We start from the raw sequence: 14,753 nt of genomic DNA on the forward strand, positions 1-14,753 counted from the left end.
CCGCCAGGCACGGGCGCGATGGGGTCGAAATACCCGTTTCAGGAAATCGCGGTGCTCGGTCACGAACGGTCGCTTGCGCCGCCGCCGATGTGTGTTACCTTGGGTAACTGTAAACCGAGGTAACAGGCAATCGGGAGGGTGCCATGACCAGCGTCGGCGCACACGAGCACTCCGACACCGCGCAGCCTGACCACCGGTCGGTGGCGCAGCGGTTGCTCGACTCGTCCGAGACGTTGTCCTACGACCCCGTCAAGGAGGTCGACTGGGACACCCCGCTGGACACGAGCTACCACGGCGCGAGCCCGGAGTGGAGCACCCTGTACGGGACCGCGTACTGGAACGAGATGACCCCCGAGCAGCAGCGCGAGCTGACCCGCCAGGAGGCGGCGTCGGTCGCCAGCACCGGCATCTGGTTCGAGATGATCCTGCAGCAGATGGTGCTGCGCGACTTCTACGCCAAGGACCCGACCGACCCGGCGTTCCAGTGGGCGCTCACCGAGATCGCCGACGAGTGCCGCCACTCGATCATGTTCGCGCGCGGCGCGGCGAAGCTGCGGGCACCGGCCTACCGCCCGCGCCGCCTCGCCGTCGAGCTGGGCCGGTTCTTCAAGACCACCGCCCGCGGCGAGGCGGCGTACGCGGCGATCCTGGTCGCCGAAGAGGTCCTCGACGTCATGCAGCGCGACTGGATGCGCGACGAGCGCGTGGTGCCGTTCGTGCGCACCATCAACAACATCCACGTGGTCGAGGAGTCGCGGCACATGAAGTTCGCCCGCGAGGAGACCCGTGAGCGGCTGAAGAAGACCGGGCCGCTGGGCCGCCAGTACAACGCGCTCGTCGTGTCCATCGCCGCGTACTTCATCGTCAGCAGCATGTGGAACCCCAAGGTGTATGCGAACGCCGGCCTCGACACCAAGCGGGCGCTGCGCGAGGCGAAGGCCAACGAGCACCACAAGTCGATGCTGCGGTCGAGCTGCGCCGGGCTGATGGAGTTCCTGGACTCCGCGGGCCTGCTGACCAAGGCCGCGACGGTCTTCTACAAGCGCGCGAACCTCCTCTAGCCATGGCCTTCGCGATCACCCAGACCTGCTGCAACGACGCGTCGTGCGTGGCGGTGTGCCCGGTCAACTGCATCCACCCGACGCCGGACGAGCCGGACTTCGGCACCACCGAGATGCTCTACATCGACCCGCGCAGCTGCATCGACTGCGGCGCGTGCGCCGATGCCTGCCCGGTCGACGCGATCTTCCCGGTGGACGCACTCGCCGCGTCGATGCGGCCCTACGCCGGGATCAACGCGGAGTTCTACGCCGACCGCGAGCCGGCCGCGGCCGACCCCGCGCCGAACTTCCACGCGTGGGGCCCGCCGGTGTTCAGCCGCACCATCCCGGCCGACTTCCCCGCGCTGGACGTCGCCGTCGTCGGCACCGGCCCGGCCGGCATGTACGCGGTCGAGGACCTGTTGCTGCACACCAGTTCCCGGGTCACGCTGATCGACCGGCTGCCGGTCGCGGGCGGGCTGGTGCGGTACGGGGTCGCGCCCGACCACCCGTCCACCAAGAAGATCGGGGAGACGTTCGCGCGGTACCACCAGCACCCGCGGCTGCGGATTCGGCTGGGCGTCGAGGTGGGCCGGGACGTCACGGTGGACGAGCTGGCGCGCCGCCACGACGCGGTGATCTACGCGGTCGGCGCGTCCTCGGCGCGGCGGCTGGGGATCCCGGGCGAGGACCTGACGGGCAGCGTCGCGGCGACGACGGTGGTGGCCTGGTACAACGGCCACCCGGACGTGCCCGCGGACGCGGTCGACCTGTCGGCGGAACGCCTCGTCGTGGTCGGGACGGGCAACGTCGCGCTGGACGTGGCGCGGATCCTGACGACGGACCCGCGTTCCCTGGAAGGCACTTCGATCGCCCCGGCCGCCTTGGCACGGCTGAAGTCGAGCCGCGTGCGGGAGGTCGTGCTGCTCGGCCGCCGCGGTCCGGAGGCGGCGGCGTACACCACGCCCGAGCTGCTGGCGCTGACCCAGCACGAGGACATCGACCTGGTCGTCGACGCGCACGACCCGCGGATCACCGAGGCGATCGACACGTCGCCGCGGGCCGCACTGCTGCGCGACTGCAAGCAGGAGACGGTCGACTGGACGGCGCCGCCACAACCCGGCAAGCGACGGATCGTGCTGCGCTTCCACTCCGCGCCGGAGGAGATCCTCGGCGCCTCGCGGGTGCGCGGAATTCGCGTGGCCGGGGACGTCGAGATCCCCGCGGGCGGCGTCGTGCGCGCCGTCGGCTACCGCGGCACGCCGCTGCCCGGGCTGCCGTTCGACGAGGACAGCGGCACGATCCCCAACGACGGCGGCCGCGTGACGCCTGGGACCTACGTGGTGGGCTGGATCAAACGTGGGCCGTCCGGCGGGATCGGCGCCAACAAGGCGTGCGCGGAGGAGACGGTCGGCCGCCTGCTGGAGGACGCGGTCGCCGGACGGCTCCGGACGACGCGCCGCAAGCCGGGGCTGGTGGCGCGCTTGGCACGTCGCGCCTGAGCGGCTCGCCCCCGGTGCCCGACGGTTCGGGGCGGCGGGGCGTCCGGTTCCTGCCGCCGCGCCACGCTGCCGTCGCCCGGGCGCGCTCGTCAGGAGCGCGCCAGCCGGTTCCGCAGCACGCCCAGCACCGGGCGGCCGCCGGTGAAGCACCAGATCGCGATTACCGGGTCGCAGATCGCGCAGCCGAGCGACGAGTGCTCCGCGAACGGCACGATCGGCTCGCCGCGCAGGTGGTGCACCACGTCCCACGCGGTGTGCATCAGCCAGCCGATGCCGATGAACGTCCACGACTCCAGGCCGCGGTAGGCGACGTACGTGGCGGCCGCGGTGAAGGCGAACTCCCAGATCCCGAGCCCGCCCCCGCTCAGGTAGGCGGCGCCGGCACCGGCGACGAACACGGCGTTGAAGCGTCGGCGGTGCGCCTCCGGGACGAAGGAGTTGACCACGACGTAGGCGGCGCCGATGAGCAGCGCGATGATGATCACGGCACCCGAAACTAGGCCGCCCCGCCCCCGCGCAGTAGTGGCTGGAGTGCCACGTTCCGACGGATTCTCGCCAGGCCTGTGCGCAGCGGCAGCGTTTCCGGTGACCCGCGAGTCAGCCGAGACGTTCCGTGAGGCGGATGCGCACGGTGTCGCCGGCGTCCTTGCCGATCGCCCGGCGCACGTCGGCCTTCACCGGCAGCTTGTGGGTGCCGTCGCCCAGCGCCATGAACGAGCTGCGGAACGGGTGGCCGTCGATGGTGCCGCGGATCTTCACCAGCCCGCGCGTGCCGAAGTACTCGGCGGACCCGGGCATCACGACGTAGGTCCAGCCGCCCTTCGCCTCGCTCTTCAGCAGGGTCGCCTCGAACTCCTTGTCCAGTGCCGCCATGACGTCCTCCTCGGGTGCGGTGCCATTGTCACCCGGAACGTCGAGGCACCTCGCCCGCTTCTCGACACCGAAACGGCCGCCAGGGGCGCCGGGTGCTGCCCCCAGCACCCGGCACCCCCGGCGGCCGTCGCCCCGGGGCGGTCAGCCTCCCGCGACCCGCGCCCAGCCCCCGACCAGCGTCGGCGGCCGGAAGGTCGCCCCGCTGTGCACGTGGTCCTCGAAGAAGCGCTGCCCGAGCGTGTCGATGCCGACCTCCTCCGGCGTGGCCAGCCCGGTCCGCGCCAGCACGGGCAGCAGGGTCCGGATGATGCCCTCCGCCATCCGGCTGCCGGTCGGGTCGCCCGGCGGGCGGTACCCCTGCAGCCCCAGCACCGTCGCACCGGTCAGGCCCGCGTCCGCGAACACCGTGCCCAGCCGCGCGCCCAGGCTCGGGTCGAGGCCGGACCGGGCGAACGCCGCCATGATCCAGTGCGTCACCCGCTCGCTCAGCGGCGTGGCGGGCAGCAGCCCGGCGACGCTCATCTCGTACTCCATCGACACCACGACCCCGCCTGGCCGCACGTACCCGGCGAACTTCCGCAGCACCGCGGCCGGATCCGGCGTGTACAGCAGCACCAGCCGCCCGACCACCGCGTCCACCTGGCCGGTCAGCCGCATCTCGTGCAGGTCGTCGTGCACGAACGAGACGTTGCGAAGCCCCTGTGCCTCGCACCGGCTCGCCGCCCAGCGCAGCGCCTTCGACGACTGGTCGATCCCGACGACGGACCCGGACGGCCCGACCAGCCGGGACAGCTCGAAGGCCACGTCCCCCGCGCCGGTTCCCAGGTCCAGCACCCGCATGCCGGGCTCGATCCCGGCCAGGCCCAGGATCGCTCGTGTCGCGGGCGCCAGCGCGGTGGCCTGCTCCTCCAGGCGGCGCAGCTCGTCGGGCTCGTTGCCGAGCAGGTACGGGGTCTCGGTGGTGGTCATGGCGTCCTCCCTGCCAGTTGTTCCGCCCAGGGTGACCCCCGGGAGGGGCTGGTGGCTTGGCGGAATCGTGGGGATGATGTGGAGATTCCGTGGCGAGGGGGCCGTGGTGTACGAGTTCGAGGACTGCGAGGTCGACCCCCAGCGGTTCGAGCTGCGCCGCCGAGGGGAGCCGGTCCACGTCGAGCCGCAGGTGTTCGCCCTGCTGACGCACCTGATCCGGCACCGCGACCGCGTCGTGGGCAAGACCGAGCTGCTCGACTCGGTGTGGGGCTACCGGCACGTCAGCGAATCGGCACTCACCAGCCGCGTCAAGGCGCTGCGCCGCGCGATCGGCGACAGCGGTGAGCGGCAGCGCATCGTCGCGACCGTGCACGGCGTCGGGTACCGCTTCGTCGCCGAGGTCCGGGAGAACGGCGGTGTTCCGCCGCGCACCCGTGCGCAGCAACAGATCCGCTACTGCCGCTCGCCGGACGGCGTCCGCGTCGCCTACGCGTTGTCCGGGTGCGGGCCGCCGCTGGTCAAGGCGGCCAACTGGCTGACCCACCTCGACCTGGAGTGGACGAGCCCGATCTGGGCGCACTGGCTCGACGGCCTCGCCCGGCGGCACACCCTGGTGCGCTACGACGAGCGCGGCTGCGGACTGTCCGACTGGGACATCGGCGGGTTCCGGTTCGACGACTGGGTCGACGACCTGGAGCTGGTCGTCGACGGGGTGGGGCTGGACCGGTTCCCGCTGCTCGGCATCTCGCAGGGCGGCGCGGTGGCGATCGCCTACGCCGTGCGGCACCCGGAGCGCGTGTCCCGGCTCGTCCTCGCCGGCGCCTACAGCCGCGGCCGGTTCGCCCGCGCCGCCACCCCCGAGTCGAAGGAGGAGGCCGAACTCGACCTCGTCCTGGGCCGGATCGGCTGGCGCCACGACGATCCGACGTTCCGCCAGGTGTTCGCCAGCCAGTTCCTCCCGGACGCGAGCCGCGAGCTGTGGGACGCGTTCAACGACCTGCAGCGCGCCACCACCTCCAACGACAACGTGGTGCGCTTCCTGGACGTCTTCGCCCACATCGACGTGTCCGCGATCGCGCCGTCGGTGCGCTGCCCGACGCTGATCCTGCACTCCCGCGGCGACCTGCGCGTGCCGAAGGCGCAGGCCCAGGAGCTGGCCGCGCTGATCCCGGACAGCAGGCTGTGCTTCCTGGACAGCCGCAACCACATCCTCACCGAGCACGAGCCCGCGTGGCCGGAATTCCTCGACGAACTGGACGCCTTCCTCGGCAGCTGACAACGCGGTGCCGGACAGCGGCGATCTGTCGGCCAACTGGCCCACGTTCGCCGGGCACGTGCGGCGCCACGCGGTGACCACCACGGCCGATGGACCACCTCTGTCCAAACCGGACCAATTGCTGGGAGCTCCCGCAGGTCGTTGGGGAAAGCGCTTTCCGCGGCAATCGGTGGCCCGCTGACCCGGCCCCGCCGCCTCCGGAGTCGGCCCTGCTCGCGGCCGAGTGCGCCCGGTGCGCGGAGACGGTGCAGCGGGACCACCTGATCGGGGGAGCCCCGCGGCGGGCGCTACCTGCGGAATCGGCGCGAATCGGGTGGGATGGCCGGTTCCCGGCCGCGGCTTCCCGGGGACCGCTAGTATTCGCGCTATCCCCGTTGATCTCCGCAGGCGGAAAGCAGGCAGGAATGGCGAAGTCCCGGTTCGAGCAGTTCCCGATGGAAGGCGTCGACCTGGACCACCCGAACGTGGCCCGGGTGTACGACTACTACCTCGGCGGCAAGGCCAACTACGCGGTCGACCGCGTGTTCGCGGAAAAGGCGCTGGAGCGGTTCCCGTTCGTGCGCCCCGCCGCGAAGTCGAACCGGCTGTTCCTGCACCGGGCCGTGCGCTACCTGGTCAAACAGGGTGTCCGGCAGTTCATCGACATCGGCTCGGGCGTGCCCACGATGGGCAGCACGCACCAGGTCGCCGACGAGCTGGACACCACCACCCGCGTGGTCTACATCGACAACGAGCCGGTGGCCGTCGCGCACTCGCAGATGTTGCTGGAGAAGGAGGGCGACCTCGGGCGGCACGCGGTGATCCAGGCCGACCTGCGCGACCCGGACCTGCTGTGGAACAAGATCGCCGACAAGGGCGTCATCGACTTCTCGAAGCCGGTCGCGCTGATGCTGATCGCGGTCCTGCACGTCACCCAGCCCGGCCCGGACGGCACGGACATCGGCCCGGCCGCGGTGGCGCGCTACCGGGAGCTGCTCGCGCCCGGCTCGTACCTGGTGCTCTCGCACGGCACGGCCGACGGGGTGCCGGAGAGCCGCGCCAGGGAGATGGCCGAGTTCGGCAAGATGTACGACGCCACGGCGACCCCGGTGATCTGGCGGCCGCGCCGCGAGATCGAAGCGTTGTTCGGCGACCTGGAGATGGTGGAGCCCGGCGCGACCTGGACGCCACTGTGGCACCCGGAGGAGAACGGCGAAAACGCGCCGCAGATCGAGTTCGACGAGCCCAACGACTCGGTGGTGTGGGCCGGGGTCGGCCGGAAGGTCTGACACTCCCCACCGCGCCCGGTTGCCGTCGGGTGCGCACCCTGGGGCCAGGGGTTTCCAACTTCGGCCGGGCCTCGCACCGCCCAGGATCAGGTGCGCCGCACGAGTCGGCCGGTTGACGGCCGGCTCGCGCGTCGTCGTCTTCAGCTTCCGTTAGTGGTCACCGGCGAAGCTCCGTCCGGCAGAGTGCCCCGCCGCGTCGCGGCCACTGCGAGCGCGATCGCCAGCGCGCCGCTGACCAGGAGGAACGCCGGGCCCCCGCCGTAGCGGTCGCCGACCGGCCCGGCCAGCGCGGCGCCCGCCGCACTGCCGATCTGGCCCAGCGTCGTCAGCCACCCGTACAGCTCGCCGCTGCGGTCCTCACCGACGGCGGCCACGAGCTGGTCGTGCACGGCGAGCCACGGCGCGAGCGCCAGCCCGAACACGGCGATGACCACGGCCATCACCGCGACGCTGCCCGGTAGCGCCAGCGCGAGCGACGTCAGCGCGAGCGCGCCCAGCAGCGCGATGTAGGTGTTCCGCTGAGCGCCACGCGGCGGGCGGGCCGCCAGCGCCACCCCGCCCGCGAGGCTGCCCGCCGACCACACCGCGACCAGCAACCCCGACTGCCCGGCGGCGCCCGTGTGCTCGGCGAACGCCGGCACCAGCACCCACATCGCCCCCATGCACACCCAGTAGGCGAGGTAGGCCGCCCCGAGGGTGTGCACCGCGGGATCGCTCAGCAGGCCACCGCGTCGCGGGCGGCCACGCTCGAACACGGGCACCAGCACGACCCCGACGACCAGCCCCGCGGCGCCGGTCAGTGTCGTGGCGGCCAGCGCCGCGGCCGGCCCGGCCAGCGTCGCCCAGCCGCTCACCCACAGCGGCCCGCCGATGTAAATCGTTTCCAGCGCGATCGAGTTGACCGCGTACGCCCTGGTCAACTGGGGTCTCGCAAGGCGGGGGAGCATGGCCCGCAGGCTCGCCGACACCGGCGGGGTGGCCAGCCCCGACACCGCGGCGAGCCCGATGAACAGGGCCGGCCCGTGCGTCGCGGCGAGCGCGAGCTGGGCCGCGGTGAACAACGCGCCGGACACCACGAGGATCCGCCGGTCGCCCGAGACCGGCAGCGCACGAGCCCACAGCGGTGCGGCGACCGCGGTGCCGACTGCCGCGGCCGCACCTGCCAGGCCCGCCGTGGTGAAACTGCCGGCGGCCTCGACGCCGGCCAGCGTGACCAGCAGCGGCCGCATCGCGATGGGCAGCTGGGCGAGGTTCAGGCAGCCGATCAGGACGAGGGCGCGTACATTCACAACTTATGAATGAGCAGGAACGGCGGAGCGCAAACCTGCTTGGCGCGATGTCGCTGCTGGTGGCCGGCGCGGTGCGGGACGCGGTCACCGAGGCCGTCGGCGCCGGTGGAGCGCTGGGGGAGGCGCTGATCGCGATCAAGGACCAGTCGGGCCGGACCGCGGACTGGCTCGCCGGGGTCCTGCACATCTCCCAGCCCGGCACGGCGCACCTGGTCCGGCGGCTGACCGAGCAGGGCTGGATCACCCGCGAAAGCGAAGGCCGCAGGCACCCGCTGAGGCTCACCCCCGAGGGCGAGCGCCGGGCCGCGGATGCGCTGGCCGCGCGGCAGGTCGTGCTCGACCGCCTGGTGGAGCGCTTGTCGGGCGCGCAGCGCGCGCAGCTCGCCGGGGTGGCGGAGGCGCTGCTCGGCCCGGAGGCCCGCAGCGAGCAGACATTGGCCGAGCTGTGCCGCCTGTGTGACCGCGCGGCGTGTCAGGAATGCCCGGTCCACGACGGGTGGCGGAAGTGCTGTTCGGAAGGGGGATGACCGGCGGACGGAGTTCGCGCTGGCCGTCATTCACGTTGTATACAACCGGTGTGCGATCTCTCGGGGGTCACCCGCTGGAGGCCGGCTTCATTCCGTTCGCTCCGTGAGGATCCGCAGTTCGGCCGCGCCGACCCGGAGGACGCCGTCGTCGAGGGGGACGCACCGGACCCCGCCGTGGCCACGCAGCCCGCGGAACGCGCCGGGCGCGAACGCGACGTCCATCCACGCGCACGGGTGCGCCGGCCGGTGCGCCTGGAACCGCACGGCACCCGCGCCGCTGTCGAGGCTGAACACCGCCCCAGGAGCCGTCCGCGTGCGGGCGAGCGTGTCGACGTCGAAGCCACGCAACACGATGTTCCGCCGGGCTCGCACCGGATCGGGCGAGGTCAAACCGAGGGCGTCGAGCGCCTCGGCCGCGAACACGGTGACCGCCGCTTCCCGATGCGCCGGACGGTTGAAGTACCGGTCCCCGACCAGCCCCAGTCCCGCGCGCACCGTCACCGACTCGCGCTCCACCGGACCCGGCTCGGGGCGGGGCCCGTCGGCCGGGCGGCCCGCGTAGGCGTGTACCGGCGACACGACGAGCGCGACGATCTCGACACGCACTCGAGCCAGAATAGTTGATCGACCGCGCGCACCGGCCGTGCGAGACTGCGCGGGTGAACCACTGGGGGTTGCCGTCGCCGTGGTCGCGCGCGCCGTGGATGTTGCTGCGCCGGCCCGCTGTCGCGGTGGCCGTGGCGGCTGCGGCGTTCCTCGTCGCGCTGCCCGCGGCCGCGGCCGCGTTGTTCCTGTCCGCCGCGGGCAACGCCGCCCTGCAGAGCCAGGTCGCCGACGCCTGCCCGGCTTACACCGGCGCGTACGTGAGTTCGGCGCTGCGCCTGGACAATCCGGCCGGGGCGACGCTGCTCGACGCGCGCGAGCGGGCCCTCACGACCGAGGGCGGCCACGTGCCACGGCTGTCCGCACCGGTGACTACGCTCTTCCAGCAGGGCGAGCTGGGCCGCAACAAGGTGAACCTGGTCGCCCGCACCGGGTTCGCCGACCACGTGCGGATCCTCGACGGCGGCCGCGGCCCCGGCGTCTGGCTGCCCGACGGGTTCGCCGCGGAGAAGGGGATCCGCGCCGGTGACCGCGTCCCGGTCACCACGGCCGGCCGCACCGTGACCATGCCCGTCGCGGCGGTGTACCGGGACCTGCGGTCCGACCCCGACCAGCCGTACTGGTGCAGCCTCACCGAGCTGTACCGCGGCAAACCGCTCGGCGAGACCCCGATCTACCCGCTCGCGCTCCTGTCGCGGGAGGACTTTCTCGGCGCGGCGGGAGGCAGCGGCGTCCGGATCGGCGCCACGATCGAACTGCCGCTCGACGCGGACGGCCTCACCACCGCGAACGCCGTGCCCGTCCTGGACGGCCTGCAACGGCTGCGCGACGACACCAACCACGCCGTTGACCGGTATCCCGACCAGGTCCAGTTCGTCTCGAACCTGCCCGCGATGACCGACCGCGCGAACCTTGTCGTCCGCGCGCTCACCGGCACGGTCGTGCCCCTCGCCGCGGCCGCCACGCTCGCCGGGCTCGTCGTGGCCGGAGCGGCGGGCGGGTTCTGGGTGGACCGGCGCCGGGCCGAGCTGACCGTGTTGTCCGCGCGCGGCGTCGGCCCGGCCGCGCTCGCCGGCAAGGCCGTGCTCGAAGTCGCGCTCGTCGTCGCCGCCGGAGGGGTCGGCGGGTGGTTCGCGGCGCGGGCCCTGGTCGCCTCGGCGGGTCCGAGCGGCCTGTTCACACCGGCCGCGGTGCACGGCTCGATCTGGGCTGTCGGAGGCGCGTTCCTGGTGACGCTCGGCGCGGTCGCGCTGGTCGCCGCGCGACGGGCGGCGCACCTGTTCGACGTGCCGCCGGTGCGGGCGCGCCGCGCGCGGTGGGTGCCGTGGGAGCTCGTGCCGCTGGCGGCGGCCGTGGCGAGCTGGTTCCTGCTCGGCGACGAGGTCCAGGCGGGGGCGGGCGGAGCGGTCGGCACCGTGGCGCGCGTGCCGCCCCGGCTGGTGGTGGCACCGATCCTGCTGGTGATCGCCCTCGCGATCGCGGCGGCGCGGGCCGTGCGCTGGGTGCTGTCTCGGGCACGGGCCCGCGGTGGTCCACAGCGCCCCGGCTGGTTCCTGGCCGGCCGCCGGGTCCTGGCCGGGCCGGTGGCGGCGGCCATGCTGACCGGCGCGACCGCGGTTCCGGTCGCGCTCGCCGTGTACGGCGCGTCGGTGACCGGCTCGGTGGACCGCACCCTGCACGCGGAGGGCCAGCTGATCGTCGGCACGGACGTGGTGTTCTCGCTGGAGACCCGCGCGCCGGTGCCGCCCGCGCTCGCGGACCGGGCGAGCCTGGTGTCCGTCTACGGCAACGCCCGGGTCGCCGGCAGCACGGTCGAGGTGCTCGGTGTCGACCCGGCGACGTTCGGCAGGGCCGCGTTCTGGGATCCCGCGCTGCCCGGCCCGTCGCTGGACGAGCTGCTCGGACGGCTCGCGCGCGGGGAGCCGATCGCGTTGCTGGCCGGCCTGAACCGCGCGCACGGGACATCCACAGTGGACATCGGAGGGCGCAGCGTGCCGCTGACCGTGGTGGCGGTGCCCCAGCTGCCGGGCAAGAAGTCGGGCAACCCGCTGCTCGTGGTGCGCCAGGACGTCCTGGACGGGCTCGGTCTGGTGACCCGGCCGCAGCTGTGGGTGCGCGGGGACCCGGACGAGATCCTGGCCGCGGCATCCGGGCTGCCGGTGCGCACCTACGCCGAGGCGGCGAACGTGACCGCGGCCGGGGTGTACTCGCCGATCACCTACACGTTCGGCTTCCTCGCCGCGGTGTCGCTGCTGTGCGGGGCGATCATCGTGGTCGGGTTGCTGCTCTACCTGACGGCGAAGGCCCGCGCGCGGCGGAGCGCGTATGTCCTCTTGCGACGGATGTCGGTGACGCCTGCCGACCACTGGCGGGCGCTGTGTTTCGAGGTGGGCGGGCTGTTGCTGGCCGGGTTCGCCGCGGGACTCGTGCTCGCCGTGGTGGCGGTCGGCCTCACCGCCGAGGCCTACGACGTCAACCCCTCGACCCTGCCCGGCACGCTGCTGACCCCGCCGTGGGGCTTGGTCGCCGGGCTGGCGGCCGCGGCGGCGGTCACCACCGCGCTGGCGGCGGGCGCGGCACAACGCGCGGTGTCCCGCGCCCGGCCGGCGGAGGTGCTGCGTGACGCGCGATGAACCGGCGCTGTGGTGTGAAGACGTCACGTACGACTACCCGACACGGGGCGAGACCGTGCACGCCTTGTCCGGGGTGGCGTTGACCGTGCCGCGCGGGGCGATCACGGCGGTGGTCGGGCCGTCCGGCTCCGGCAAGTCGACGCTGCTGAAGATCCTGGCCTGCCTGGAACGGCCGGAGAACGGTCGCGTGTGGATAGACGGCACCGAGGTCACCGCGTTGTCCGCGAGGGCCCGGCGGGCGGTGCGCCGCACCCGGGTCGGCTACGTGTTCCAGGACCCGGCGGACAACCTGCTCGACTACCTCACCGTCGCCGAGCACCTGGCGCTCGCGGCCCGCCTGCGTGGCCGGGACACGAGCGCCGAGCTGGTCGGGGTGCTGGGCCTGGGGCACCGCACCGGTCAAGTGCCCTGGCGGCTGTCCGGCGGGGAGCAGCAGCGGGTGGCGCTGGCCTTCGCCGCGGCGGGCGAACCGGCGGTGGTGATCGCCGACGAGCCGACGGCGCAGCTGGACCGCGACTCCGCCGGGCGGGTCGTGGAGGCGTTGCGGCTGCTGGCCGACCGCGGGCAGGCGATCCTGCTCGCCACGCACGATCCGGAGGTGAGCCGGGTGGCGGACCGGGTGGTGGAGCTGGTGGACGGCAGGCTGGGGGAGGTCTCGTGCTGAGCCTGCGCGGGGTGCGCAAGAGCTACGGCGGCACGCCGGCGCTGCGGCCCGTGGACGTCGAACTCGCGGCGGGGGAGCTGGTCGTGCTGACCGGGCCGTCCGGGTCGGGCAAGAGCACGCTGCTGATGATCGCCGGCGGGTGGGAGACCCCGGACGGCGGCGAGGTGGTGCCGCACCCGCCGCTGCCGGACCTGCCGGTGGAGCGGATGTCGTGGCAGGACCTGGGGTTCGTGCCGCAGTCGATCAGCCTGTTCGAGGAGCTCACGCTCGCCGACAACCTCGCGCTGGCCCGCGGCAGTGCCGGTGGCTGGGAGCTGCTCGAGGCGCTGGAGCTGGGACACCTCGCCGAGCGGCGCCCCGGCGAGGTGTCCCGCGGCGAGCAGCAGCGGGCGGCGGTGGCCAGGGCGCTGGTCGCCTCCCCGGCGCTGGTGATCGCCGACGAGCCCACCTCGCACCAGGACCACCGCCGGGCCCAGCTCGTGCTCGGCCTGCTGCGGGCGGCGGCCGACCGGGGTGCGGCGGTGCTGATCGCCAGCCACGACCCGGCCGTGGTCTCCCGCGCGGACCGGGAGATCCGGCTCGGCGCCGGGGCAGTCACGCGCGGATGAAGCGCGTCCCGACCGCGACGAGCACCGCGACCGCGCCGACCACCAGCAGCGCCGAGGACAGTCCGGTGAGGACACCCGACAGCCCCAGAACCACCAGCGGGCACACGAACTGGCCGATGAACAACGCCGAGGTCCACACACCGGTGCCGCGGCCGCGCTGCTCGAACGTCAGCGACCCCAGCGCCCAGGTCAGCAGGGCAGGCAGCAGCAACCCGTTGCCCAGGCCGGCCACCACGGCGCCGGCGACCGCGACCGGCAGCGACTCGGCGAGGCCCAGCCCGAGGAGGCCGAGTCCGGAAAGGACGAACGCGGCCGGGATGGTCACCCGCGGCCCGAACCGCGCCACCTTCGCGAACGACCACGCCGCGACGGCCGTGGCCAGCGAGGCGGTCGCGCTCACGAAACCGATGGTGCTGCTGGACTTCACGCCGATCCCGTCGAGTACATAGGACAGTTCGACGATCAGCACGTAGAACACCAGGCCGCCGATGAGCGTGACCCCGACCGGCGTGAGGAGGCGGCGCCACGGCAGCGGCGGCAGCGCGGCGGCGGTGGTCCGCCGGGGCTGCCAGATGTGGCGCGCGGCGAGGAACGCCAGCGGCAGGCTCACCGCGTACAGCCAGAACGGGGTCCGCCAGCTGTGCGCGCCGAGCAGGCCGCCGACGGCGAGGAAAATGGTCGCGGCCACGGCGGTGAACACGGTCTGCAGTCCGAAGTAGTGGTTGCGTCGCGGGCCTGCGAAGTAGTCGGCGAGCAGCGTGGTGCAGCAGGTCATGACGGCGGCCTCGGTCAGGCCGACGAGGACCCGGCTGACCAGGATGAGGTGCAGGGAGCCCAGCCACAGCGGCGCGGTGCCGACGACCGCGTAGACGACGAGCGCGCCGACCAGGAGACGCTTGCGGCCCAAGCGATCCACGATCCGCCCGGCGACGGTCGCGGTGAGACCGATGACGAGCGCGGGCACGGTCAGCAGGACCGGGGTGAGCGCCGCGACGCCGGGCGTGCCTGCGAACGCCTGCTGGATGCTGGGCAGCACGGGGGCGAGCAGGACCGAGCCCAGGACGGACAGACAGCTGGCGAACAGCAGGACGAGAGCCTGAGCGCGCCCGGCGGGCCGCCCGGTGGCGGGGTCGAGGGCGATCCCGGCGGCGGGGTCTGGGGTGTTGTCGGCGGTGGGGTCTGGGGTTTTGCTGACGGTGAGGCGTGGGGTGTTGTCGGCGGTGGGGCTTGGGGCGTTGCCGGCGGTGGGGCTTGGGGTTTTGCTGACGGCGAGGCGTGGGGCGTTGTCGGCGGTGGGGCTTGGGGTTTTGCTGACGGCGAGGCGTGGGGCGTTGTCGGCGGTGGGGCTTGGGGTTTTGCCGGCGGCGGGGCCGGGCGAGGAGGGCAGGACACGGTCCGGCACGGGCTTCTCCGGGGGACTCGCGTGCCGGTCTCCGCTGACCGGCATCACTGTCGTGGAAGTCTCGGCGCTGCCCGGCCGGAGGGGAAATCACTTGTGCTG

At 73.4% G+C, this 14,753-nt stretch carries 14 protein-coding genes; 8 read left to right on the plus strand and 6 right to left on the minus strand.

Going from position 1 to position 14,753, the window contains the following annotated elements:
- The first annotated feature begins 143 nt into the window (after positions 1 to 143).
- Both AMYTH_RS0142155 and AMYTH_RS0142160 read left to right on the plus strand, forming a co-directional pair.
- Positions 144 to 1,061, plus strand: a complete 918-nt coding sequence (locus AMYTH_RS0142155; protein ID WP_020419902.1) for an AurF N-oxygenase family protein — start codon at positions 144 to 146, stop codon at positions 1,059 to 1,061.
- Positions 1,062 to 1,063: 2 nt separating this feature from the next.
- Entirely contained in the window at positions 1,064 to 2,542 is a 1,479-nt protein-coding gene (locus tag AMYTH_RS0142160; protein ID WP_027935290.1) for an FAD-dependent oxidoreductase, read from the plus strand.
- An 89-nt stretch (positions 2,543 to 2,631) separates the two neighbouring features.
- Here AMYTH_RS0142160 and AMYTH_RS0142165 read toward each other — a convergent pair whose 3' ends face one another.
- The 3 genes from AMYTH_RS0142165 to AMYTH_RS46735 all read right to left on the minus strand — a co-directional run bounded on the left by AMYTH_RS0142165 (position 2,632) and on the right by AMYTH_RS46735 (position 4,384).
- Positions 2,632 to 3,027: a DUF6010 family protein gene (locus AMYTH_RS0142165; protein ID WP_027935291.1), complete on the minus strand. Its 396-nt coding sequence runs from the start codon at positions 3,025 to 3,027 to the stop codon at positions 2,632 to 2,634.
- 112 nt (positions 3,028 to 3,139) lie between these two features.
- A complete protein-coding gene (locus tag AMYTH_RS0142170; protein WP_037323091.1) occupies positions 3,140 to 3,415 on the minus strand; it encodes a DUF1905 domain-containing protein in 276 nt (91 codons plus the stop codon).
- A gap of 141 nt (positions 3,416 to 3,556) precedes the next feature.
- Positions 3,557 to 4,384: a methyltransferase domain-containing protein gene (locus tag AMYTH_RS46735; protein WP_037323093.1), complete on the minus strand. Its 828-nt coding sequence runs from the start codon at positions 4,382 to 4,384 to the stop codon at positions 3,557 to 3,559.
- A 106-nt stretch (positions 4,385 to 4,490) separates the two neighbouring features.
- On the opposite strand from AMYTH_RS46735, the gene AMYTH_RS0142180 reads away from it, so the two are divergent.
- Both AMYTH_RS0142180 and AMYTH_RS0142185 read left to right on the plus strand, forming a co-directional pair.
- The gene (locus AMYTH_RS0142180) at positions 4,491 to 5,660 is read left to right on the plus strand and encodes an alpha/beta fold hydrolase (RefSeq protein ID WP_228685199.1); all 1,170 of its coding nucleotides are present in this window, start codon (positions 4,491 to 4,493) and stop codon (positions 5,658 to 5,660) included.
- Positions 5,661 to 6,064: 404 nt separating this feature from the next.
- On the plus strand, positions 6,065 to 6,928 hold the full coding sequence (locus AMYTH_RS0142185; protein WP_027935293.1) for an SAM-dependent methyltransferase: 864 nt from the start codon (positions 6,065 to 6,067) through the stop codon (positions 6,926 to 6,928).
- 140 nt (positions 6,929 to 7,068) lie between these two features.
- Here the strand turns inward: AMYTH_RS0142185 and AMYTH_RS0142190 are convergent, their stop codons facing one another.
- Positions 7,069 to 8,217 carry an MFS transporter gene (locus AMYTH_RS0142190; protein ID WP_027935294.1) on the minus strand — a complete coding sequence of 383 codons (1,149 nt, stop codon included), beginning with the start codon at positions 8,215 to 8,217 and terminating at the stop codon, positions 7,069 to 7,071.
- A 5-nt stretch (positions 8,218 to 8,222) separates the two neighbouring features.
- On the opposite strand from AMYTH_RS0142190, the gene AMYTH_RS47400 reads away from it, so the two are divergent.
- A complete protein-coding gene (locus AMYTH_RS47400; protein WP_157360752.1) occupies positions 8,223 to 8,744 on the plus strand; it encodes a MarR family winged helix-turn-helix transcriptional regulator in 522 nt (173 codons plus the stop codon).
- 87 nt (positions 8,745 to 8,831) lie between these two features.
- On the opposite strand, the gene AMYTH_RS0142200 is transcribed toward AMYTH_RS47400, so the two are convergent.
- Positions 8,832 to 9,350: an MOSC domain-containing protein gene (locus AMYTH_RS0142200; RefSeq protein WP_084022797.1), complete on the minus strand. Its 519-nt coding sequence runs from the start codon at positions 9,348 to 9,350 to the stop codon at positions 8,832 to 8,834.
- Positions 9,351 to 9,403: 53 nt separating this feature from the next.
- Between AMYTH_RS0142200 and AMYTH_RS0142205 the strand changes: the two genes are divergently transcribed.
- The 3 genes from AMYTH_RS0142205 to AMYTH_RS0142215 are packed head-to-tail and all read left to right on the plus strand — an operon-like array spanning position 9,404 to position 13,252.
- The gene (locus AMYTH_RS0142205; protein WP_228685201.1) at positions 9,404 to 11,980 is read left to right on the plus strand and encodes an ABC transporter permease; all 2,577 of its coding nucleotides are present in this window, start codon (positions 9,404 to 9,406) and stop codon (positions 11,978 to 11,980) included.
- The gene (locus AMYTH_RS46745) at positions 11,967 to 12,644 is read left to right on the plus strand and encodes an ABC transporter ATP-binding protein (RefSeq protein ID WP_037323098.1); all 678 of its coding nucleotides are present in this window, start codon (positions 11,967 to 11,969) and stop codon (positions 12,642 to 12,644) included. The genes AMYTH_RS0142205 and AMYTH_RS46745 overlap by 14 nt, the downstream gene beginning before the upstream one ends.
- A complete protein-coding gene (locus tag AMYTH_RS0142215; protein WP_027935298.1) occupies positions 12,638 to 13,252 on the plus strand; it encodes an ABC transporter ATP-binding protein in 615 nt (204 codons plus the stop codon). Before AMYTH_RS46745 ends, AMYTH_RS0142215 begins: the two co-directional genes overlap by 7 nt.
- Here AMYTH_RS0142215 and AMYTH_RS0142220 read toward each other — a convergent pair.
- Entirely contained in the window at positions 13,239 to 14,654 is a 1,416-nt protein-coding gene (locus tag AMYTH_RS0142220; protein WP_209440824.1) for an MFS transporter, read from the minus strand. The genes AMYTH_RS0142215 and AMYTH_RS0142220 overlap by 14 nt on opposite strands.
- Positions 14,655 to 14,753: the final 99 nt, after the last annotated feature.

The organism is Amycolatopsis thermoflava N1165 (assembly GCF_000473265.1).
Classification (GTDB): Bacteria; Actinomycetota; Actinomycetes; order Mycobacteriales; family Pseudonocardiaceae; genus Amycolatopsis_E; species Amycolatopsis_E thermoflava.

Coding starts and splice junctions, on each gene's coding strand:
- AMYTH_RS0142185 (WP_027935293.1), top strand. CDS start 6,065: ATGGCGAAGTCCCGGTTCGAGCAGTTCCCGATGGAAGGCGTCGACCTG.
- AMYTH_RS0142170 (WP_037323091.1), bottom strand. CDS start 3,415: ATGGCGGCACTGGACAAGGAGTTCGAGGCGACCCTGCTGAAGAGCGAG.
- AMYTH_RS0142155 (WP_020419902.1), top strand. CDS start 144: ATGACCAGCGTCGGCGCACACGAGCACTCCGACACCGCGCAGCCTGAC.
- AMYTH_RS47400 (WP_157360752.1), top strand. CDS start 8,223: ATGAATGAGCAGGAACGGCGGAGCGCAAACCTGCTTGGCGCGATGTCG.
- AMYTH_RS0142160 (WP_027935290.1), top strand. CDS start 1,064: ATGGCCTTCGCGATCACCCAGACCTGCTGCAACGACGCGTCGTGCGTG.
- AMYTH_RS46735 (WP_037323093.1), bottom strand. CDS start 4,384: ATGACCACCACCGAGACCCCGTACCTGCTCGGCAACGAGCCCGACGAG.